General features: G+C 69.4%; 18 protein-coding genes. 1 reads left to right on the forward strand and 17 read right to left on the reverse strand.

Going from position 1 to position 19,482, the window contains the following annotated elements; translation table 11 throughout:
• Positions 1 to 73 precede the first annotated feature (73 nt).
• The 8 genes from hisG to ACFY3V_RS21580 form a co-directional block, all read right to left on the reverse strand.
• Positions 74 to 919 carry an ATP phosphoribosyltransferase gene (hisG, locus tag ACFY3V_RS21545; protein WP_362897310.1) on the reverse strand — a complete coding sequence of 282 codons (846 nt, stop codon included), beginning with the start codon at positions 917 to 919 and terminating at the stop codon, positions 74 to 76.
• A gap of 61 nt (positions 920 to 980) precedes the next feature.
• Positions 981 to 1,244, reverse strand: a complete 264-nt coding sequence (locus ACFY3V_RS21550; RefSeq protein ID WP_350947730.1) for a phosphoribosyl-ATP diphosphatase — start codon at positions 1,242 to 1,244, stop codon at positions 981 to 983.
• A gap of 97 nt (positions 1,245 to 1,341) precedes the next feature.
• Positions 1,342 to 3,714: a glycoside hydrolase family 2 protein gene (locus tag ACFY3V_RS21555; protein WP_389775606.1), complete on the reverse strand. Its 2,373-nt coding sequence runs from the start codon at positions 3,712 to 3,714 to the stop codon at positions 1,342 to 1,344.
• A gap of 1 nt (position 3,715) precedes the next feature.
• Positions 3,716 to 4,603, reverse strand: a complete 888-nt coding sequence (locus ACFY3V_RS21560; RefSeq protein WP_389775609.1) for an ABC transporter ATP-binding protein — start codon at positions 4,601 to 4,603, stop codon at positions 3,716 to 3,718.
• Between the two features lie 17 nt (positions 4,604 to 4,620).
• Positions 4,621 to 5,562 (reverse strand): ABC transporter ATP-binding protein, encoded by a 942-nt coding sequence (locus tag ACFY3V_RS21565; RefSeq protein ID WP_350947734.1) that lies wholly within the window; start codon positions 5,560 to 5,562, stop codon positions 4,621 to 4,623.
• Entirely contained in the window at positions 5,563 to 6,468 is a 906-nt protein-coding gene (locus ACFY3V_RS21570; protein ID WP_386207982.1) for an ABC transporter permease, read from the reverse strand. It lies immediately after the preceding gene.
• The gene (locus tag ACFY3V_RS21575; RefSeq protein ID WP_350947735.1) at positions 6,465 to 7,460 is read right to left on the reverse strand and encodes an ABC transporter permease; all 996 of its coding nucleotides are present in this window, start codon (positions 7,458 to 7,460) and stop codon (positions 6,465 to 6,467) included. Before ACFY3V_RS21575 ends, ACFY3V_RS21570 begins: the two co-directional genes overlap by 4 nt.
• A 129-nt stretch (positions 7,461 to 7,589) precedes the next feature.
• On the reverse strand, positions 7,590 to 9,371 hold the full coding sequence (locus ACFY3V_RS21580) for an ABC transporter substrate-binding protein (protein ID WP_362897313.1): 1,782 nt from the start codon (positions 9,369 to 9,371) through the stop codon (positions 7,590 to 7,592).
• A gap of 164 nt (positions 9,372 to 9,535) precedes the next feature.
• Between ACFY3V_RS21580 and ACFY3V_RS21585 the strand changes: the two genes are divergently transcribed.
• Positions 9,536 to 10,564: a LacI family DNA-binding transcriptional regulator gene (locus tag ACFY3V_RS21585; protein WP_362897314.1), complete on the forward strand. Its 1,029-nt coding sequence runs from the start codon at positions 9,536 to 9,538 to the stop codon at positions 10,562 to 10,564.
• Between the two features lie 261 nt (positions 10,565 to 10,825).
• Here the strand turns inward: ACFY3V_RS21585 and ACFY3V_RS21590 are convergent, their stop codons facing one another.
• From ACFY3V_RS21590 to ACFY3V_RS21630, 9 genes are all read right to left on the reverse strand, one after another.
• On the reverse strand, positions 10,826 to 12,517 hold the full coding sequence (locus ACFY3V_RS21590; protein WP_389775615.1) for a DEAD/DEAH box helicase: 1,692 nt from the start codon (positions 12,515 to 12,517) through the stop codon (positions 10,826 to 10,828).
• Positions 12,518 to 12,885: 368 nt separating this feature from the next.
• Positions 12,886 to 13,272, reverse strand: a complete 387-nt coding sequence (locus ACFY3V_RS21595) for a metal-sulfur cluster assembly factor (protein WP_362897316.1) — start codon at positions 13,270 to 13,272, stop codon at positions 12,886 to 12,888.
• Entirely contained in the window at positions 13,269 to 13,706 is a 438-nt protein-coding gene (gene sufU, locus ACFY3V_RS21600; protein ID WP_350947740.1) for a Fe-S cluster assembly sulfur transfer protein SufU, read from the reverse strand. Before sufU ends, ACFY3V_RS21595 begins: the two co-directional genes overlap by 4 nt.
• A 118-nt stretch (positions 13,707 to 13,824) precedes the next feature.
• Entirely contained in the window at positions 13,825 to 15,084 is a 1,260-nt protein-coding gene (locus ACFY3V_RS21605) for a cysteine desulfurase (RefSeq protein ID WP_362897317.1), read from the reverse strand.
• Entirely contained in the window at positions 15,084 to 15,854 is a 771-nt protein-coding gene (sufC, locus tag ACFY3V_RS21610) for a Fe-S cluster assembly ATPase SufC (protein ID WP_386207977.1), read from the reverse strand. Before sufC ends, ACFY3V_RS21605 begins: the two co-directional genes overlap by 1 nt.
• 1 nt (position 15,855) lies before the next feature.
• Positions 15,856 to 16,173 (reverse strand): non-heme iron oxygenase ferredoxin subunit, encoded by a 318-nt coding sequence (locus ACFY3V_RS21615; protein WP_350947742.1) that lies wholly within the window; start codon positions 16,171 to 16,173, stop codon positions 15,856 to 15,858.
• Positions 16,170 to 17,291 (reverse strand): Fe-S cluster assembly protein SufD, encoded by a 1,122-nt coding sequence (gene sufD, locus ACFY3V_RS21620; protein ID WP_362897318.1) that lies wholly within the window; start codon positions 17,289 to 17,291, stop codon positions 16,170 to 16,172. The genes ACFY3V_RS21615 and sufD overlap by 4 nt, the downstream gene beginning before the upstream one ends.
• Positions 17,291 to 18,703, reverse strand: a complete 1,413-nt coding sequence (gene sufB / locus ACFY3V_RS21625) for a Fe-S cluster assembly protein SufB (protein ID WP_344920891.1) — start codon at positions 18,701 to 18,703, stop codon at positions 17,291 to 17,293. Before sufB ends, sufD begins: the two co-directional genes overlap by 1 nt.
• On the reverse strand, positions 18,700 to 19,479 hold the full coding sequence (locus ACFY3V_RS21630; protein ID WP_362897395.1) for a metalloregulator ArsR/SmtB family transcription factor: 780 nt from the start codon (positions 19,477 to 19,479) through the stop codon (positions 18,700 to 18,702). Before ACFY3V_RS21630 ends, sufB begins: the two co-directional genes overlap by 4 nt.
• Positions 19,480 to 19,482 lie beyond the last annotated feature (3 nt).

A 19,482-nucleotide genomic window follows, 5' to 3' on the forward strand; every position in this document is an offset into this window, starting at 1 on the left:
TGACATTTGTCAGGTACGCCGACACCGCCACCGGGTGGGCGTCCCGGTGGCGCGGAAGATCATGGACGACGGGTCAGAGACGGCAGGCGAAGATGGCGGTCACCAGGATGGCCTTGGCGCCCATCTCCCAGAGCTGGTCCATGATCTGCTGGTGTCCCTTGCGGGGGACCATGGCCCGGACCGCGACCCAGCCCTCCCGGTGCAGCGGGGAGACCGTCGGCCCCTCCATGCCCGGGGTGAGGGCGATGGCCTCCTCGATCCGCTCGGCGCGGATGTCGTAGTCCATCATCACGTAGTCGCGCGCCACCAGCACGCCCTGCAGGCGACGGATGAGCTGCCGCAGGCCCGCGCTCTCCTCGGTGCCGATCCCCTTGATCAGCACGCCCTCGGAGCGGGCGATCGGCTCGCCGAACACCTCCAGGCCGATGTTGCGCAGCGTGGTGCCCGTCTCCACGACGTCGGCCACCGCGTCGGCCACGCCCAGCCGGATCGCGGTCTCGACCGCACCGTCCAGCTTGATCACCCGGGCCTCGACGCCCTGCTCGGCGAGGTACGCCTCCAGCAGGCCCGCGTAGGCGGTGGCGATGCGCCTGCCCTTGAGATCGGCGACGGCGTCGAAGTCACCGGGGTTGGCGGCGAAGCGGAAGGTGGAGCGGCCGAAGCCGAGCGGGATGATCTCCTCGACCCGTGCCCCGGAGTCGTGGAGCATGTCGCGGCCGGTGATCCCGGCGTCCAGGGTGCCCTCGCCGACGTAGACGGCGATGTCCTTGGGCCGCAGGAAGAACAGCTCGCAGGAGTTCTCGGGGTCGACGACCACGAGCTCCTTGCTGTCCTTGCGGACGCGGTATCCGGCTTCCTTGAGGATCGTCTGGGCACCCTCGGTGAGGGCGCCCTTGTTGGGTACGGCGAGACGCAGCATGGCGGGATTTCCTTACGTGTGGACGAGACTGCTTACGAGACCGGGAGCCGGGCGCACCGGCTCACAGATGCTTGTAGACCTCGTCCAGCCCGATCCCCTTGGCGATCATGAGGACCTGCACGTGGTAGAGGAGCTGGGAGATCTCCTCGGCCGTCCGCTCGTTCGACTCGTGCTCGGCCGCCATCCAGCTCTCGGCGGCCTCCTCCACGACCTTCTTTCCGATGGCATGGACCCCGGCGTCCAGCGCGGCCACGGTGCCCGAGCCCTCGGGCCGGGTGCGCGCCTTGTCGGACAGCTCGGCGTACAGCTCTTCGAAGGTCTTCATGATCTCTCTCGGAATCGTCGGATGTGCCCGTCAAGCCTAATGGTCCACCGGCCCCGCCGCGTGCAGGTCCACTCTCTGGGACACGCGCCGCCCGCGCTCAGTCGTTGACGCAGCGCAGCACCGGGCGGGTGACGAGGGCGGCGGGGTCGGGCGAGCCGGTGACGTGCAGGGTGACGCTCTCGCCGGGCAGCAGGGTGATCAGCATGTCGTCGACCGAGGAGGCCGGATCGAGGCGGTCGGGGAAGAGGGCGAGGTCGCGCAGGAGGGTGCGGGCGGTGACGGTGACGTCCAGGCCGCCGCCCTGCGCGGGGGTCACCTCGGTGTCGTAGACGGCGGTGGGGAAGGCGACCCGCGGATCCTCGGCGAAGAAGCGGAGCGCGCGGTGCCCGTCCAGCCGTACGGACAGCAGCTCGGCCGACGGGTCGCGAGGGACGGCCACCGGGTCCGGGAGGGGGATCCTCGCCACCGAGCGGGGCGCCACCTCGACCTGGACGCTCTCCTTGGCCAGCGGCTCCCCGTCCAGGGCGAGTCGCCGAAGCTCCAGCTCGCCCGTCCAGGGCTGCGGACCGTCGTTGACCACGGCCACCGCGCCGTCCTGGACGGTGAGCAGGCGGTCGGCGTAGACGCGGCGCAGCGCGTACCACAGCGGCTTGCGCCGTCCGCGCCCGTCAACGGCCGACCAGGAGACGACCGGCCAGCAGTCGTTGAGCTGCCAGACGATCGTGCCCGCGCAGTAGGGCGCCAGGGAGCGGAAACGCTCGATGCCGAAGGTGATGGCCCTGGCCTGGTTGAGCTGGGTCAGGTAGTGCCAGTCATCGTAGGTCCGCGGGGCGGGCAGATGCTCGCCGAGACCGCGCAGCAGCTTGGCGTTGCCCTCGTGCGCCTTCTGGTGGTGCAGGACCAGGGGCGCGTCGGGGGTGAGTTCGCCGCCGACGGCGTCGCGCAGGGTGGTGTGGGCGGGCGGGCCCTGGAAGCCGAACTCGGCGACGAAACGGGGGCGGTAGGCGCCGTAGCGGGTGTAGTCCTCACGGTTCCACACGTCCCAGATGTGCGTGGTGCCGCGCGAGGGGTCGTTGGGCGCCAGGTCGGGGCTCCCCGAATAGGGGCTGCCCGGCCAGTAGGGACGGGTGGGATCCAGCTCGGCCACCAGGGCGGGCAGCAGCTCGTAGTAGAAGCCCGCTCCCCAGGTGCGTCCTTCCAGGCCGTCCTGCCAGCCCCAGTCGGCGTGGCCCTCGATGTTCTCGTTGTTGCCGCACCACAGCACCAGCGAGGGACGCCAGGACAGCCGGGTGACGTTCTCGCGCGCCTCGGCCTCCACCTCCGCGGCGAACGGCTCCTCCTCCGGATAGGCCGCGCAGGCGAACGGGAAGTCCTGCCACACCAGCATGCCGAGCTCGTCGGCCAGGTCGTAGAAGTCCTCGCTCTCGTACAGGCCGCCGCCCCAGACGCGCAGCAGGTTGACGTTCGCGTCGGCGGCCTGGCCGAAGCGCTCGGCCAGCCGCTCACGGGTCACCCTGGCGGGGAAGCAGTCGTCGGGGATCCAGTTGGCGCCGCGCACGAAGACCGGCACGCCGTTCACGACCACGGTGAAGGCCTCGTCGGTGCGGTCGAGGCGGACGTCGCGAAAGCCGATCCGCCGCGTCCACGGCTCCCCCAGCGCCTCGCCGGTCCGCTCGGACAGGCGTACGGCCAGCTCGTAGCGGTCCTGGTCGCCGTAACCGCGCGGCCACCACAGCCGGGGGCCGGGCACCCGCAGCGCCAGCACGGCCTCGCACTCGCCGGGGGCCAGCACCGTCCGCACCGGGACCCCGGCCACCTCCGCGGTCAGCGTGAGGGGCACGTCACGGTCGGCGCGCTCGACCGTGACGTGCACCTCGACCCGTCCGTCCCCGCTCACCAGCGGGCGCACCGACGCGAGCCTGGCCACGCTCCAGCCCTCCAGGCCGATGGGGCGCCAGATGCCGGAGGTGACGACGGCCGGTCCCCAGTCCCAGCCGAAGTTGCAGGCCATCTTGCGGATGAACTGGTAGGGCGCCTCGTAGGCGCCCGGCCGGTCGCCCAGTTCGGCCCTGCGCGCCTCGGCGTACTCCACCGGGGAGGCGAAGCGCACCCGCAGCGAGTTCTCGCCCTCGCGCAAGAGCTCCCGCACCGCGAAGCGATAGGAGCGGTGCTGGTTGGCGACGCGGGCGACCTCCACGCCGTTCAGCTCGATCACGGCGACGGTGTCGAGGCCCTCGCAGACCAGGTCGGTGCGGTCGTGCCGGTCTGCGTGCCAGGCGAAGACCGTCTCGTAGTCCCAGGCCGAGCGGCCTATCCAGGTCAGCCGGCTCTCGTTGTCGTCCAGGTACGGGTCCTCGGCGAGCCCGGCCGCCAGCAGATCGGTGTGCACGCACCCCGGCACCGTGGCCGGGACGCCCGAGAGGTCCCCGCCCACCTGGTGAAGGGTCCAGCCGTCGTGTAGTTCCCTCAACTCACGCTCCCGCGGATGCCGTGGATGTGCCCTCGCCCCGCCGGACGAGGTGACCGGGTTCGGCCTCCACCAGCGTGGAGGGTCCCTCTCCTGTGTCCCCCGCGGGGGCGGTGGCGGGTTCGCCGTCCCACCGGACGGTGAGTCTCGGCACCGACGACAGCAATTTGATCGTGTACGGGTGCAGGGGGTTGCCGAACACCAGGTCGGTGGGACCGGACTCGACCACCTGTCCCCGGTACAGGACCACGGCCCGTTCGCTGATGTAGTTGCCCAGCGACAGGTCGTGGGTGACGAACAGCACCCCGAGGCCGCGCGACTTCAGGTCGGCGAGCAGGTTGAGGACGTCGATCCTGGTGGAGGCGTCGAGCATGCTGGTGATCTCGTCGGCGACGAGGTATCTGAGGTCGAGCAGGAGCGCTCTGGCGATCAGCAGGCGCTGCAGCTGGCCGCCGCTGAGCTGGTGCGGGTAGCGGCCCAGGATCTGCCCGGGGTCGAGGCCGACGTCCTTGAGTGAGGTGTCGATCCTGCCGGCCCACTCGGAGTCGGCGACGCCGGGGAAGTACTCGTTCCTGATCATGTGGAGCACCCGGTCGGCCTTGAAGACCGGGTTGTAGCAGCTGAACGGATCCTGGAACACCCCCTGCACGTGCCGGTAGTAGGCCTTGCCCGGCCTGGCCGGCTCGCCGTCGAGGGTGATCCGGCCCTTCGTGGGGCGGACCAGCCCGAGTACGGTCTTGCCGAGGGTCGTCTTGCCGCTTCCGCTCTCACCGATGAGGGAGACCACCTCCCCCGGTGCCAGGTCGAGGCTCACGTCGTCCACGGCGGTGAGGGTCGCGGTGCCGAAGGCACCCACCCGGTAGGTCTTGGTGACCCCTTCGAGGCTCAACATCGTCCGAATCCTTCGGGTCAGGCCTTCCAGCAGGCGACGTGATGGCCGGGGGTGACCTCGACCGGCGGTGGGTCCTGCGCGCAGCGCTCGAAGGCGAGCGGGCAGCGGTCCCTGAAGCGACAGCCCGAGGGCGGGTCGAGCAGTGAGGGCGGTCTGCCGGGGATGCCCGACAGCCTGCGCTCGGCGTGGCGGACACCGACCTCGGGCAGCGAGGAGATCAGCATCCGGGTGTACGGATGGCGCGGCTCACCGACGATCACACCCGCCGGCGCCTTCTCGGCCAGCCTTCCCGCGTACATGACCATGATCGTGTCGGCGATCTGGTAGGTGAGCGAGATGTCGTGGGTGATGAAGATCATGCTGCGCACGAAGCCCCGGTCCCTGAACTCCACCAGGGTCCTGGCCACGGCCTTCTGGGTCGACACGTCGAGCGCGGAGGTGATCTCGTCGGCGATGAGCAGGGACGGGTCGAGCAGGGTGGAGACGACCATCACCATCCGCTGCTTCATCCCGCCCGACAGCTCGATCGGGTAGCGATCCAGGACGTCGCGGGGCAGTTCGACCAGGTCCAGGCGTCGCTCCAGCTCGGCGACGTCGAGGCGCTCGCCCCGGGAGGCGAGCAGCTCGGTGACCATCCGGCCGATCTTCCTGGTGGGGTTCAGCGCGCTCATGGAGTACTGCGGGATGAGGGAGACCCGGCTGAAGCGGAAGGGGTTCATCCGGCGGTCGTCGCCGATCGGCAGCTCCTCACCGTCCAGCTCGACCCCGCCCCCGGCCAGCCGCATCCGCCCGTCCATCCTGATGAGGCTCTTGCCGAGGGTCGTCTTGCCGCAGCCGGACTCGCCCGCCAGGCCGAGGATCTCGCCGTCGCCGACGTCGAAGCTGACGCCGTCGAGCGCCTTCACCTCGCCGCGCAGGGTCCTGTAGTGGACCCGCAGGTCGTTCACACGCAGAGTCATCTACAGCTCCCGCAGTTTCGGGTTGAACACCTCGTCGAGGCCGACGTTCATCACGTAGAGGGCTCCGACGATGGCGGTGATCCCGGCCCCCGGCGGGATGAACCACCACCACATGCCCAGGTGAAGGGCGCTCCAGCGAGCCGCGTTGTTGAGCATCAGGCCGAGCGAGACGCCCTCGCTCGGGCCGAGCCCGATGAAGTCGAGCGAGGCGGCGATCAGGATCGACCCGCCGAACAGCAGGATGAAAGTCATGAAGAGGTAGGAGCTCATGTTGGGGGCGATCTCCCTGGCGATGATCTTCCAGGTGCGCACGCCGCTGAGCCTGGCCAGGTCCACGAAGTCGCGCGAGCGCAGCGAGAAGGTCTGGGCCCTGATCGCCCTCGCCGCCCAGGGCCAGGAGGTGAGCCCGATGAAGAGCGCCTGCACGCCGACGCTGCGCACACCGAGGTAGGCGTTGACGATCAGCAGCACCGCCAGCGCGGGCAGGACCAGGACGATGTTGGTGATCATGTTCAGCACCTCGTCGACCAGCCCGCCCCGGTATCCGGCGGTGAAACCGACCGCCATGCCGATGATCGCGGCCAGCCCGCCGCCGAGCACCCCCACCTGGAAGGTGAGGCTGAGTCCGTAGACGAACTGGGCGAAGATGTCCTGGCCGAACATGGTGGTGCCGAACCAGTGCTCGGCCGAGGGCGGCGAGGCGGGGGCGGCGACGTAGGCGTTGGGGTCGCCCCCGACGATCACGGGGGCGGCCACGGCCAGGACGAGCAGCGGGACCAGCACGGCGAGCCCCGCCAGCAGTTTTCCGTTGCGCATCGCGAAGTACAGACCCTCGCGGCGCCTGGCGGGCACGGCCGTCACGACGGCCTTCCCCTCCTGGCGCGGGTCCGCGGGCACGGCGGTCACGCGGCCTCCCCTCCCATCCCGGTCCTGGTACGCGGGTCGACCAGGACGTAGACGATGTCGATGATGAAGTTGGCGATCAGCACTCCCACGACGATGAACAGGAAGGTCCCCTGCAGCAGGAAGAAGTCCTGGTTCTGGATCGCCTTGAGGATGAGGTGCCCCAGTCCCGGATAGGAGAAGACGATCTCGGTGACGAGTGCCCCGGCCACGAGCACGCCGAGTTGCAGCGCCAGGCCGGTGATCTGCGGCAGGACCGCGTTCCTGAACGCGTAGCGCCGGATGAGCCGCTGGGAGGCCCCGAGCGAGGACAGGTAGGTGGAGTAGTCGGCCTCCAGCTCATAGATGATCATGTTGCGCATCCCGATCGCCCAGCCGCCGAACGCGACGAGGAAGAGCGAGACGAACGGCAGGAACCAGTGCAGCGCCAGGCTCCCGAGAAACTCCCACGACCAGTTGGGCCGCATGGAGAAGCTGTAACCGCCGGAGACGGGGAAGATCCCGGCCACGATGCCCAGTCCCCAGGCCATCAGGATGGCGAGCCACATGTAGGGCGTGGCGGTGAGCACGTACCCGATCGGCAGGGCCGTGTTGTCCAGCCACTTGCGTCTGGCCGCGAAGGCGCCGAACCTGTTGCCCGCCCACCAGCTGAGCAGGATGGAGGGGATGAGCAACGCCAGCGTGTACGGCACCGCCCGCACGATGACGTCGGTCACCGGGGTGGGGAACAGCCAGATGCTGGTCCCCAGGTCGCCCCGGAAGAGCGCCGCCCAGAAGTTGGCGTACTGCTCCCAGAGCGGCAGGTCGAGCCCGAACAGGTTCGAGTAGTGGGCCCGCATCGCCTCCACGGCGGCGGGCTGTGACACGTTCGCCCTGGCCAGCATGCTCTGGACCGGGTCGCCAGGCATGAAGCGCGGGATCATCCAGTTGATCGTGACGGCCACGAGGAAGGTGAGCCCGTACACGAGCAGCTTCCGGCCGAAATAGCGTCGCACGCGATCCTCCAGAATCGGCGAGATGGGCCCCTCCCCGCGCGGCCACGGAACCTGGCCGGCCGGTCGTCCCGCCCCGGGTGGGGCGAGGGCCGGGCGGGCGGCGCGGGAAGGGGGTGAGGATCGCGGGGATCAGCCTCCGGCGGGCTTCAGCTCGGTCAGGGTGAGCACCCCGCCCAGCTCAAGCCAGTTGCGCCACATGGTCGGCGGGCTCTTGGGCGTCGCGGCGTCGGAGGAGGGCCAGTTGGTCCAGACCGCGTTGCTGGTCTGCGCCCACAGGCCGTTGTACCAGAGTGGGATCACCGGCAGATCGTCCAGCTGGATCTTCTGGATCTCCGAGGCGACCTGCTTCATGCCCTCGAGGTCGTCGGCCTTCTTGCCGTCGAGATCCTGGACCAGGTCCCAGACCTTCTTGTTCTCGTAGCGGCCGAAGTTGACGGTGTTCTGCTGCTTGTTGATCGGCAGCCGGAACATGTAGTCGTAGTACATCCAGGGGGTGTTGGACAGCTGCCGCTCGTTGTTGAGCAGCAGGTCGAACTTGCCGGACGCGCGCTGGTCGACGAGCGCGTTGTAGTCGGGGAACTCGGGGGTGAGGTCGATCCCGGCCGCCTTGGCGCCCTCGGCGATCACCCGGCTCGCCTCCATCCAGTCGGTCCACCCCGCCGGGACGATGACCTTCAGCGAGACCTTGGAGCCGTCCTTGTTCTCCACGAACCCGTCGCCGTCGCCGTCCTTGTATCCGGCGTCGGCCAGCAGCTTCTTCGCCTTCTTGGTGTCGAAGGAGAAGCCCTTCTCGCTCACCACGGCCTGGTCGACGTACTTGTCCCACTGGGGCAGCAGCCCGGTGGGGCCGGCCGCCTTGACCAGGTTGCCGTATACACCCTCGACGATCTTCTTGGTGTCGACGGAGTTGGCGATCGCCTTGCGGAAGGCGGGATCGTCCAGCGGCTTCTTCTTGGTGTTGGGCACCAGGAAGGCGGTGTTGGCCGAGAGCATGTAGGGCGGTTCCGGATAGTAGGTCTTGATACCGAAGTTGCCCTTGACCAGGTTGGCCACCCCGGGCAGGAAGTTGTTGCTGAGGTCCAGGCCCTTCTGCAGCAGCAGGCCCATCGCGACCTCGTTGCTGGAGTTGACGATGTCGACGACGTACTTGGGCTTGACGTCCTTGCCCAGCGCGGCGGTGGCCCACCAGCCGTCCCGCTTGACCAGAGCCATCCGGTCCTGGTCGTGGCTGTGGTAGGCGTACGGCCCGGTGCCGACCGGCTTCTCGTTGACGCCGTTCAGCACCTCCTCCTCGGAGCGGCCCTCCCAGATGTGCTTGGGGACGATCGCGTTGCCGTAGACCCAGTTGGCCCACTGCTGGTAGTTGGCCTTGGAGAAGGTGAACCTGACCGTGCTCTGGTCGACCGCCTCGACCTTCTCCAGCCAGTCCCACAGGTTGGCGTAGGGGATGGTCTTCATCTTGCCGAGCTCGACCGTGAAGACCACGTCGTCGGCGGTGAACGGCTTGCCGTCGGCCCAGGTGACCCCCTGCCTGATCTTGAGGTCGTAGGTCTTGTCGTCCGTCCAGGTGCCGCTCTCGGCCAGCCAGGGGGTGAACTCGTCCGTCTGGGGGTCGTACAGGAACAGGGTCTCGTAGATGAGCCCCTTGGTGCCGACCGCCGAGTCCCAGGTCCGCAACGGGTTCCAGTTCGCGGGGGGACCCCACTGGGTGCCACTGGTGTACAGGGTCTCGTTGCGGGGGAACGCGGCGTTCGCGTCGCCCGCACCACCCGCACCACCGGACGGGGCCGCGGCGCCGGAACCCTGCGGCGCCGCGCTCGGGGCGGACGGCGTCGTGGATCCTCCGGTGCACCCGGTCGCGACCATACAGGCCGCCATCCCGAGGATCGCGAACCTTCGTCGAATCCGCATCGACAGTCTCCTCTCCAGCATGGGAGCGCTCCCAACCGATCTAGACGCGACCGCATGCGCTGGCTGAACCGGATAAGTAACGTGACCGTAAAGTCAATGTGTCGGCACTGTCAATAGGCGACTGGACCGGTTCAGTTACAATCACCCCGATCGGGGAGAGTGACATGAGAAGACCGACGATCACGGATGTCGCCAGACAGGCCGGGGTCTCCAAGGGCGCGGTCTCGTACGCCCTCAACGGGCAGCCCGGCGTCTCGGAGAGCACCCGCGCCAGGATCCTGGCGATCGCCGAGGAGATCGGCTGGCGCCCCAACAGCGCGGCCCGCGCCCTGAACGGTGCGCGGGCCCACACCGTGGGCCTCGCCCTGTGCCGCCCGGCCCGCACCCTCGGCATGGAGCCCTTCTTCATGGAGCTGATCAGCGGCATCGAGAGCGAACTGTCGGCCCGTTCCTACGCGCTCACGCTGCAGGTGGTCACCGACCACAGGCAGGAGGTCTCGATCTACCGGCGCTGGTGGGCGGAAGGCCGCATCGACGGCGCCATCCTGGTCGACCTGCACGTGGACGACCCGCGCGTCCCCGAGTTCGAGGCGCTGGACCTGCCCTCCGTGGTGGTCGGTCATCCGTCGGGGGCCGGGTCGCTGGTCTCCGTCTGGTCCGACGACGACGGCGCCGTTCACGAGACGGTGGGATATCTCGTCGCGCTCGGCCACCGCAGGATCGCGAGGATCGCCGGACTGCCACGCCTGCTCCACACCGTGCTACGCGACCGTGCCTTCGCCCAGGCCTGCGAAGGCGTCGCCGAGCACGTGACCGTGCACACCGACTACACCGGCGAGGAGGGAGCCCGCGCCACCCGGCGACTGCTCAGCTCCGCCGACCGGCCCACCGCGATCGTCTACGACAACGACATCATGGCCGTCGCCGGGCTGTCGGCCGCCCAGGACCTGCGCCTGGATGTGCCGGACGACCTGTCCATCGTCGCCTGGGACGACTCCCCCCTCTCCCGCGTCGTCCGCCCGCCGCTCACCGCCCTGAGCCGGGACATCTCCGCCTACGGCGCCCACGCCGCCCGCAGGCTCCTCGCCCTCGTCACCGGGGAGGCCGGGGAGGAGGCGGGCCCGTACGAGGACGAGACCGCCCGCCTCACCCCCAGGGCCAGCACCGCTCCCCCGCCCTCCGAGGTCCGCTGAGGACCTCCACGTCGGGGCCGCGAGCTCTTCTCAGCGCCTGGTCAGGATGACGAGCGGCGCCGGATGCTCCATACCTCGACATACCTCGACATATCTCGGCGCGTTCGAAGCCCGTGCTCGCCGCGAAGACACGCCCGTCGCCCTTCCCGCACAGGATCCGGCGGCCGCCCCCCGCCCGGCGACAGGGAAAGGGCCGGTACGACGGATGTCGTACCGGCCCTTCAGGGGCTCGCGGTGAAGCCCTCAGGTGCTACTTGGTGATCAGCGCCCGTAGCGGCCGCGTGCGGAGGAGCCGCGACCGTCGACGCGGAACTCCCCGCCGCGGAAGCCGCCCTGGCGCTCGCCGCGGAACGACTCGCGCTCGCCGGCCGGACGCTCGGAACGGTGACCGCCGGCCGAAGCCGGACGGTCGGCGCGGAACGGCTCGCGCCGCTCGCCACCGCGGTAGCCACCGGCGGGACGCTCGGAGCGGAAACCGCCGCCCGAGGGACGCTCGGAACGGTAGCCGCCACCGGCGGGGCGCTCGGAACGGTACTGACCGCCGCCGGAGGCACCACGGTTGTCGTCACCGAAGGAACGCTCACGGGACGACTGGCCCTCGCCACCGTGGGCGGGACGGTCGGAGCGGAAGCGGCGCGGGCCACGCCCACCACCGTTGCCACCGAAACCACCGCGCCCCTGACGCTGCTTGGCGGCCGGTGCCGAAGGCTCCCAGACCGGGATCGGCTCGCCGCTGGGCATCCGCGCGCCGGCGACCTCCTCCAGGCGCGGGTGGCCCGGGGTCGCCTTGAGACGGAACGGCTTGATGCCCGCGCGGCGGGTCATCGCGTCGGTGGAGCGGCGCTCGTTGGGGAGCACCAGCGTCATGACGGTGCCCTTCTCCCCGGCGCGGGCGGTACGGCCACCGCGGTGCAGGTAGCTCTTGTGGTCCTGGGGCGGGTCGACGTGCAGCACGAGGCTGATGTTGTCGACGTGGATGCCTCGGGCCGCGACGTCCGTGCAGACCAGGACGTTGATCGCGCCTTCCTTGAACTCGGCCAGGATGCGGGTGCGCTGGTTCTGGCGCTTGCCGCCGTGCAGGCCGCCGGCGCGGATGCCGACCTGGGCGAGCTGCTTGCACAGCCGGTCGACCCCGTGCTGGGTGCGCACGAAGATGATGGTCCGGCCCTCGCGGTTCGCGATCTCGGCGGTCACCGGGAACTTGTCGTCGCGGTGCACCTCCAGCACGTGGTGCTCCATGGTGTCGACCGAGGAGGCGGCCGGAGCCATGGAGTGGGTCACCGGGTTGGTGAGGAAGCGGCGGACCAGCTTGTCGACGTCGCCGTCGAGGGTGGCCGAGAACAGCAGGCGCTGGCTGTCTGCCGGGGTCTGCTGCAGGATCGCGCTGACGACCGGGAAGAAACCGAGGTCGCACATGTGGTCGGCCTCGTCGAGGATCGTCACCTGGACCTCGTCCAGCATGCACTCACCCTGCTGCATGAGGTCGGTGAGACGGCCCGGCGTGGCGACGATGACCTCGACGCCGCGGCGCAGCGCCTCGATCTGGCGGCCCATGGACATGCCGCCGACAACGGTCTTCATCCGCAGCGACAGGCCGCGGCCGAGCGGCTCGAGGGCGTCGGTCACCTGCATGGCGAGCTCGCGGGTCGGCACCAGGACGACGGCGAGGGGGTGGCCCGGACGGGCCTTGGCGCCGGCGATGCGGGACATCATGGGCAGACCGAAGGCGAGCGTCTTGCCGGAGCCGGTCTGGCCACGGCCGAGAACGTCGTGACCGGCGAGAATGTCGGGGATCGTGGCCCGCTGGATGGGGAAGGGACTGTCGATGCCCGCACGGGAGAGACCGGTCACCAGCGGCTTCGGCAGACCGAGGAGGGTGAACTCGGACGGACCTGCGGGGGCCTGGGAAATCTCGGTGATGTCGGTGATTTCGGGCAGAACAGCGTCAAGCATGGTCACGAAGACTCGTGCCTTTCGATAGAAGAACGGGGCACGTCACTTCTGCGAAAGGACGAGCCTGGAACGCACGGCCTGAGGCCGCGCTGGATCAACACCCACATGAAGGGCGGTAGTGCGGTGCAAGTCGAGGCGCACCGCACGGGGCGGGTCTAGCTTACCCGCACGCAGTCAAACCACGATCAAGCATACCCGGCGTTCGCAGTGCCGGGTTCGGTCGGGGCGTCCGGCATGGGCCGGCCGCTTGTCCGTCGGTTGGAGTCAACACTCCGAGGCCGGGTTTTTCTTCCCGGCCTCGGAAATCCTCTCACACAATTGGCCACAGCCCGAACCGAGGGGGTGCGAGCCGTGCCGCGAAGTGCCGCTCAGACGTTGAAACCCAGCATCCGGAGCTGCTCGCGACCCTCGTCGCTGATCTTGTCCGGGCCCCACGGCGGGAGCCACACCCAGTTGATCTTGACGTCGGAGACCATGCCCTCCAGGGCCGAGTGCGCCTGGTCCTCGATGACGTCGGTCAGCGGGCAGGCCGCGCTGGTCAGCGTCATGTCGATGGTGGCGACCGGCAGGGCGGCCCCCTCGCCGCCCTCACCGGCCCCGTCGGCGGCGTCCAGGTGGAGCCCGTAGATCAGGCCCAGGTCGACGACGTTGATGCCGAGCTCGGGGTCCACGACGTCCTTGAGCGCCTCCATGACCTCGTCATGAGTGGCGTCACCGTCGTACGCCGTGGTGGGGGTCTCTACAGCCTTGCTCATTTGGTGCTCCTCACGACCGCGTCCTTGTAGGCCATCCACGCCAGTAGCGCGCACTTCACCCGGGCGGGGAACTTGGCGACCCCGGCGAAGGCGACGGCGTCGCCCAGCACGTCCTCGTCCGCCTCGATCTTTCCCCTGCCCTGCATGAGCCGGGTGAACTCCTCCACGACACCGAGGGTCTCGTCGACGGTCGAGCCGGTGGCCAGCTCGTGCAGCACGGAGGCCGCGGCCTGGCTGATGGAACAGCCCTGCCCGTCGTAGGAGACGTCCTCGACCTTGCCGCCGTCGCCCAGCTTCACGCGCATGGTGATCTCGTCACCGCACGTCGGGTTCACGTGGTGGACCTCGGCGTCGTACGGATCGCGGAGCCCCCTCCCCTGCGGGTGCTTGTAGTGCTCCAGGATCAACTCCTGGTACATGGACTCGGCGATCATAGGGTCGTGCTCACCTTCTCGTTCGCTGCGCCGTGCGCTCGTGCGTCGCCGGACGCCGTGCGGCGGGCGTCCGCCGCCCGCCGTCCGCCCGGACGCCGTCTCGACTGCTCGGGCATGGCTAGGCGAACACCTTCCGCACGTGGTGGAGGCCGCGGACCAGTGCGTCGATCTCGGCCGGTGTGTTGTAGAGGTAGAAGGACGCCCGCGTGGTCGCGGGAATCCCGAACCTGAGGTGGAGCGGGCGTGCGCAGTGGTGTCCCACGCGCACGGCCACCCCGAAGTTGTCATCCAGGATCTGCCCGACGTCGTGCGGGTGAATCCCCTCCAGGGTGAAGGAGACCGTACCGCCCCGGTCGGCGAGGTCCAGCGGGCCGACCACCCGCAGCCCGGGGATCTCCCCCAGCGCGCCGAGCGCGTACGCGGTGAGCTCGCGCTCGTGGCGCACGACGGCGTCCATCCCGATCTCCGACAGGTAGTCGACCGCGGCGCCGAGGCCGACGGCCTCGACGATCGGCGGGGTGCCCGCCTCGAACTTGTGCGGCGCGGGCGCGTAGGTCGAGCGGTCCATCCAGACCGCCTCGATCATCTCGCCGCCGCCCATGAACGGGGGCATCGCCTCGAGCAACTCGCCGCGGGCCCACAGCACGCCGATCCCCGAGGGGCCGACGACCTTGTGACCGGTGAAGGCGAGGAAGTCGACGCCCAGCGCGGCCACGTCCACCTGCTGGTGGGGCACCGACTGGGAGGCGTCGAGCATCATCAACGCGCCGACCTCGCGGACCCTGGCGAGCACCGGGGCGACCGGGTTCACCGTGCCCAGCACGTTCGACTGGTGCACGATCGAGACGATCTTCGTGCGCTCGGTGACGAGCTCGTCGAGGTTGGACAGGTCAAGGCGGCCCGAGTCGGTGACGGAGAACCACCGCAGGGTCGCGCCGGTGCGCTGCGCGAGCATCTGCCACGGCACGATGTTGGAGTGGTGCTCCATCTCCGAGACGACGATCTCGTCGCCGGGGCCGAGCCGGAAGCGGGGGTCCTCGCCGACGGGGTTGCCGAAGGCGTACGCCACCAGGTTGATCGCCTCGGAGGCGTTCTTGGTGAAGACGACCTCGTCGCGGTCGGGCGCGCCGATGAAGGCGGCGACCTTGTCGCGGGCGTTCTCGTACGCCTCGGTGGACTCCGCGCCCAGCACGTGCATGGCCCGGCCGACGTTGCTGTAGTGCATCGCCATGTGCTCGCGCATCGCCTCGACCACCTGGGTCGGCTTCTGCGCGGAGTTTCCCGAGTCGAGGTAGATCAGCGGCCTGCCGCCGGGAAGCTCACGGGAGAGGACGGGGAAATCCTTCCTGATCCTCTCCACGTCAAGGCCGGTGTCCATCAGGCGGACGCCTTCGTGTAGGCCTCGTAGCCCTCCGCCTCGAGCTTCTCCGCGAGCTCGGGGCCGCCCTGCTCCACGATCCGCCCGGCGGAGAAGACGTGGACGAAGTCCGGCTTCACATAGCGCAGGATGCGGGTGTAGTGGGTGATGAGCAGCACACCGGTCTCGCCGGAGCGGAAGCGGTTGATGCCCTCGGAGACCACGCGCAGCGCGTCGACGTCGAGGCCCGAGTCGGTCTCGTCCAGGACGGCGATCTTCGGCTTGAGCAGCTCCAGCTGAAGGATCTCGTGGCGCTTCTTCTCACCGCCGGAGAAGCCCTCGTTCACGTTGCGCTGGGCGAAGGCCGCGTCGATGGACAGGGCGTCCATGCCGGACTTGAGGTCCTTGGCGAACTCGCGGAGCTTGGGAGCCTCGCCGCGGATGGAGGTGACGGCGGTGCGCAGGAAGTTGGAAACGCTGACGCCGGGGACCTCGACCGGATACTGCATCGCGAGGAACAGGCCGGCGCGGGCGCGCTCGTCGACCGTGAGCTCCAGCAGGTCGACCCCGTCGAGCAGGACCTGGCCGCTCGTGATGGTGTACTTGGGGTGGCCCGCGATCGCGTACGCGAGCGTGGACTTGCCCGAGCCGTTGGGACCCATGATGGCGTGGGTCTCGCCGGCCCGCACGGTCAGGTTCACGCCGCGCAGGATCTCCTTGTCGGCGACGGTGACGTGCAGGTCGCGGATCTCCAGGGTGGACCCCGAGGGGACTCGGCTCGTGTCAGACACTTTATGACTCCTTCGAGAGCGAGACGAGGACGTCATCGCCGTCGATCTTCACTCGGTATACGGGAACGGGCTTGTTGGCGGGCGGGCCGGTGGGCTTGCCCGAGCGCAGGTCGAAGCACGAGCCGTGCAGCCAGCACTCCAGGGTGCCGTCGTAGACCTCCCCCTCGCTGAGTTTCACCTCGGCGTGGGAGCACACGTCGTGCAGCGCGTGGACCTCCTCGCCCTGGCGGACCAGGGCGACGGGGGTGCCGTCGACCTCAAGGCCGATGACTCCCTCGTCGGGGATGTCCGCGAGCTTGCAGACCTTCTCGAACGTCACTTCTCAAGCTCCGCCTCGACCCGGGCGAGCACCCGCTCGCGAAGCTCGGGAACCTCGATCTTCTCCAGCAGCTGCGCGAAGAAGCCCCTGATGACGAGTCGGCGCGCGTCCTCGAAGGGGATGCCGCGGGCCTGGAGGTAGAAGATGTGCTCGTCGTCGAGGCGGCCCGAGGCGCTGGCGTGGCCGGCCCCGGCGACCTCGCCGGTGAGGATCTCCAGGTTGGGCACCGAGTCGGCGCGGGCGCCGTCGGTGAGCAGCAGGTTGCGGTTGAGCTCGTAGGTGTCGGTGCCCTCGGCCTCGACCCGGATGATGACGTCGCCGATCCAGACCGCGTGGGCGTCGGTGCCCTGCAGCGCGCCGCGGTAGTCGACGTTGCTGCGGCAGCCGGGCTTGGAGTGGTCGACGAGCAGGCGGTGCTCCAGGTGCTGGCCGGCGTCGACGAAGTAGAGGCCGTTCAGCTCGGCGTCGCCGCCGGGGCCGGAGTAGGCGACCGACGGTGACAGTCTGACCAGGTCGCCGCCGAGGGTGACCACGAAGCCGCGGAAGGTCGCGTCCTTGGCCAGCAGGGCGTGGTGGTGGGAGACGTGCACGGCGTCGTCGGCCCAGTCCTGCAGGCTGACGACCTTGAGCGTGGCGCCCTCGCCCACGACGAACTCGACGTTGTCGGCGTAGACGGCACTGCCCTGGTGGTCGAGCACGACCACGGCCTCGGCCATCGGCTCCAGCCGCACGACCGTGTGGCCGTACGCGGTGCCCTCGCCGGAGCCGAGGAAGGTGATCACGGTCGGCTTGGAGGCGACCGCCTCGCGCGAGACCGTGAGCACGGTGGCCTTCTCGAAGGAGGAGTAGGCCTGGGCGCTCACCCGGTCGGCGGGCACGTAGGCCTTACCGACCCGCTCGTCGTCGCGGCCGACGGTCTCCACGGTGACCTCGGGGGCGGCGTCGACGTGCACGACCACGTTCGCCGAGGCCGCGGCGCCCTCGTGCAGACCCTTGAGCCGGGAGAGCGGGGTGAAGCGCCACTCCTCCTCCCTGCCGGTCGGTACCTCGAAGTCGGCCACGTCGTACGAGGCCTTCTCGTGGAGGGTCGACAGGGGCTTTCCTGTGTCGAGACCCATCAGCCGACGGCCCCTTCCATCTGCAGCTCGATCAGGCGGTTCAGCTCCAGGGCGTACTCCATCGGGAGCTCGCGGGCGATCGGCTCCACGAAGCCCCGGACGATCATCGCCATCGCCTCGTCCTCACCCAGACCGCGGCTCATCAGGTAGAAGAGCTGGTCGTCGGAGACCTTGGAGACGGTGGCCTCGTGCCCCATGGAGACGTCGTCCTCGCGCACATCCACGTAGGGGTAGGTGTCGGAGCGGCTGATCTGGTCGACGAGGAGCGCGTCGCACTTGACGGTGCTGGCGCTGCCGTGAGCGCCCTCCTCGATCTGGACCAGGCCGCGGTAGGAGGTGCGGCCGCCGCCGCGGGCGACGGACTTGGAGATCACCGAGGAGCTGGTGTTCGGCGCGAGGTGCACCATCTTGGCCCCGGCGTCCTGGTGCTGGCCCTCACCGGCGAAGGCGACGCTGAGGGTCTCGCCCTTGGCGTGCTCACCCATGAGGTAGACGGCCGGGTACTTCATGGTGACCTTGGAGCCGATGTTGCCGTCGACCCACTCCATGGTCGCGCCCTCGTACGCCACGGCGCGCTTGGTGACGAGGTTGTAGACGTTGTTCGACCAGTTCTGGATGGTCGTGTAACGGCAGCGCGCACCCTTCTTCACGATGATCTCCACGACGGCGCTGTGGAGCGAGTCGGAGGAGTAGATCGGCGCGGTGCAGCCCTCGACGTAGTGGACGTAGGAGTTCTCGTCCACGATGATCAGGGTCCGCTCGAACTGGCCCATGTTCTCGGTGTTGATCCGGAAGTAGGCCTGGAGCGGGATCTCCACGTTGACGTTCGGCGGCACGTAGATGAAGCTGCCGCCGCTCCAGGTGGCCGTGTTCAGCGCGGCGAACTTGTTGTCGCCGACGGGGATCACGGTCCCGAAGTACTCCTTGAAGATCTCCTCGTGCTCCTTGAGGGCGGTGTCGGTGTCGACGAAGATGACACCCTTCTCCTCAAGGTCCTCACGGATCTTGTGGTAGACCACCTCGGACTCGTACTGGGCGGCGACGCCGGCGACCAGGCGCTGCTTCTCCGCCTCGGGGATGCCGAGCTTGTCGTAGGTGCTCTTGATGTCTTCCGGCAGGTCCTCCCAGGAGGCGGCCTGCTTCTCCGTCGAGCGCACGAAGTACTTGATGTTGTCGAAGTCGATGCCGCTGAGGTCGGAACCCCAGTTGGGCATGGGCTTCTTGCCGAAAAGGCGCAGCCCCTTCAGACGAAGGTCCAGCATCCACTCCGGCTCGCTCTTCAGCGCGGAGATGTTGCGGACGACCTCTTCGGACAGGCCACGCCGGGCCGTCGCTCCCGCGGCGTCCGAGTCGGCCCAGCCGAACTTGTAATTCCCGAGGCCTTCCAGCTCCGGGCGGTCGGTGACAGTCACCTTCCGGTCTCCTTGCTCGATGTGTCGATCGTTTCGTGGATTGCCGGCGATCGCGCCGGATCGGGTGCCGGGGAGTCTCCTGCGCCCGGCCCCGGTGCTCTGTGAGGGCTGACGTGCGTGGTGCACACGCCGTCGCCGTGGGCGATGGTCGCGAGCCGCTGCACGGGGGTGCCGAGGATGCGCGCGAACGCCTCCGTCTCGGCCTCGCACAGCTGCGGGAACTCCGCGGCCACGTGCGCGACCGGGCAGTGGTGCTGGCACAGCTGCTCGCCGCCGAGGCTCGCCTTGCTCGCCGAGGCGGCGTAGCCGTCGGCCGACAGCGCCTCGGCGAGGACACGGACCCGCTGGTCGGCGGGGACCTCGCTCATCCTCGGTCTCAGGCGGTCGACCAGGCCGGCCACCTGGGAGTGGGCGAACTCGGCCACGGCCTCGGGCCCCACGCGCTCGGCCAGGAAGCGCAGCGCGCTCCCGGCGAGGCCGTCGTAGGCGTGCTCGAAGGCGCTGCGGCCGGCGTCGGTTATCGCGAACAGCTTCGCCGGTCGCCCGCGCCCGCGCTGGCCTCGCGGCCTCGCGGTGCGGGCCTCGGCCATCCCCTCGGCCAGCAGGGCGTCGAGATGCCTGCGGACGGCGGCGGGGGTGAGGCCGAGCCGCTCGCCGAGGGCGGCGGCGGTGATGGGCCCGTGTTCCAGGATGAGCCGGGCGACACGCGCTCGCGTGCTGCGCTCGGCGGACACGCCGGAGGGCCGCGCGATGGCGGCTCCCTCGGTGTCCTGCATCCC

The sequence above is a fragment of the Streptosporangium sp. NPDC000095 genome (assembly GCF_042899335.1).
Lineage (GTDB): Bacteria > Actinomycetota > Actinomycetes > Streptosporangiales > Streptosporangiaceae > Streptosporangium.

Coding starts and splice junctions, on each gene's coding strand:
- hisG (WP_362897310.1), bottom strand. CDS start 919: ATGCTGCGTCTCGCCGTACCCAACAAGGGCGCCCTCACCGAGGGTGCC.
- ACFY3V_RS21550 (WP_350947730.1), bottom strand. CDS start 1,244: ATGAAGACCTTCGAAGAGCTGTACGCCGAGCTGTCCGACAAGGCGCGC.
- ACFY3V_RS21560 (WP_389775609.1), bottom strand. CDS start 4,603: ATGTTGAGCCTCGAAGGGGTCACCAAGACCTACCGGGTGGGTGCCTTC.
- ACFY3V_RS21565 (WP_350947734.1), bottom strand. CDS start 5,562: ATGACTCTGCGTGTGAACGACCTGCGGGTCCACTACAGGACCCTGCGC.
- ACFY3V_RS21580 (WP_362897313.1), bottom strand. CDS start 9,371: ATGCGGATTCGACGAAGGTTCGCGATCCTCGGGATGGCGGCCTGTATG.
- ACFY3V_RS21585 (WP_362897314.1), top strand. CDS start 9,536: ATGAGAAGACCGACGATCACGGATGTCGCCAGACAGGCCGGGGTCTCC.
- ACFY3V_RS21590 (WP_389775615.1), bottom strand. CDS start 12,517: ATGCTTGACGCTGTTCTGCCCGAAATCACCGACATCACCGAGATTTCC.
- ACFY3V_RS21595 (WP_362897316.1), bottom strand. CDS start 13,272: ATGAGCAAGGCTGTAGAGACCCCCACCACGGCGTACGACGGTGACGCC.
- sufU (WP_350947740.1), bottom strand. CDS start 13,706: ATGATCGCCGAGTCCATGTACCAGGAGTTGATCCTGGAGCACTACAAG.
- ACFY3V_RS21605 (WP_362897317.1), bottom strand. CDS start 15,084: ATGGACACCGGCCTTGACGTGGAGAGGATCAGGAAGGATTTCCCCGTC.
- sufD (WP_362897318.1), bottom strand. CDS start 17,291: ATGGGTCTCGACACAGGAAAGCCCCTGTCGACCCTCCACGAGAAGGCC.
- ACFY3V_RS21630 (WP_362897395.1), bottom strand. CDS start 19,479: ATGCAGGACACCGAGGGAGCCGCCATCGCGCGGCCCTCCGGCGTGTCC.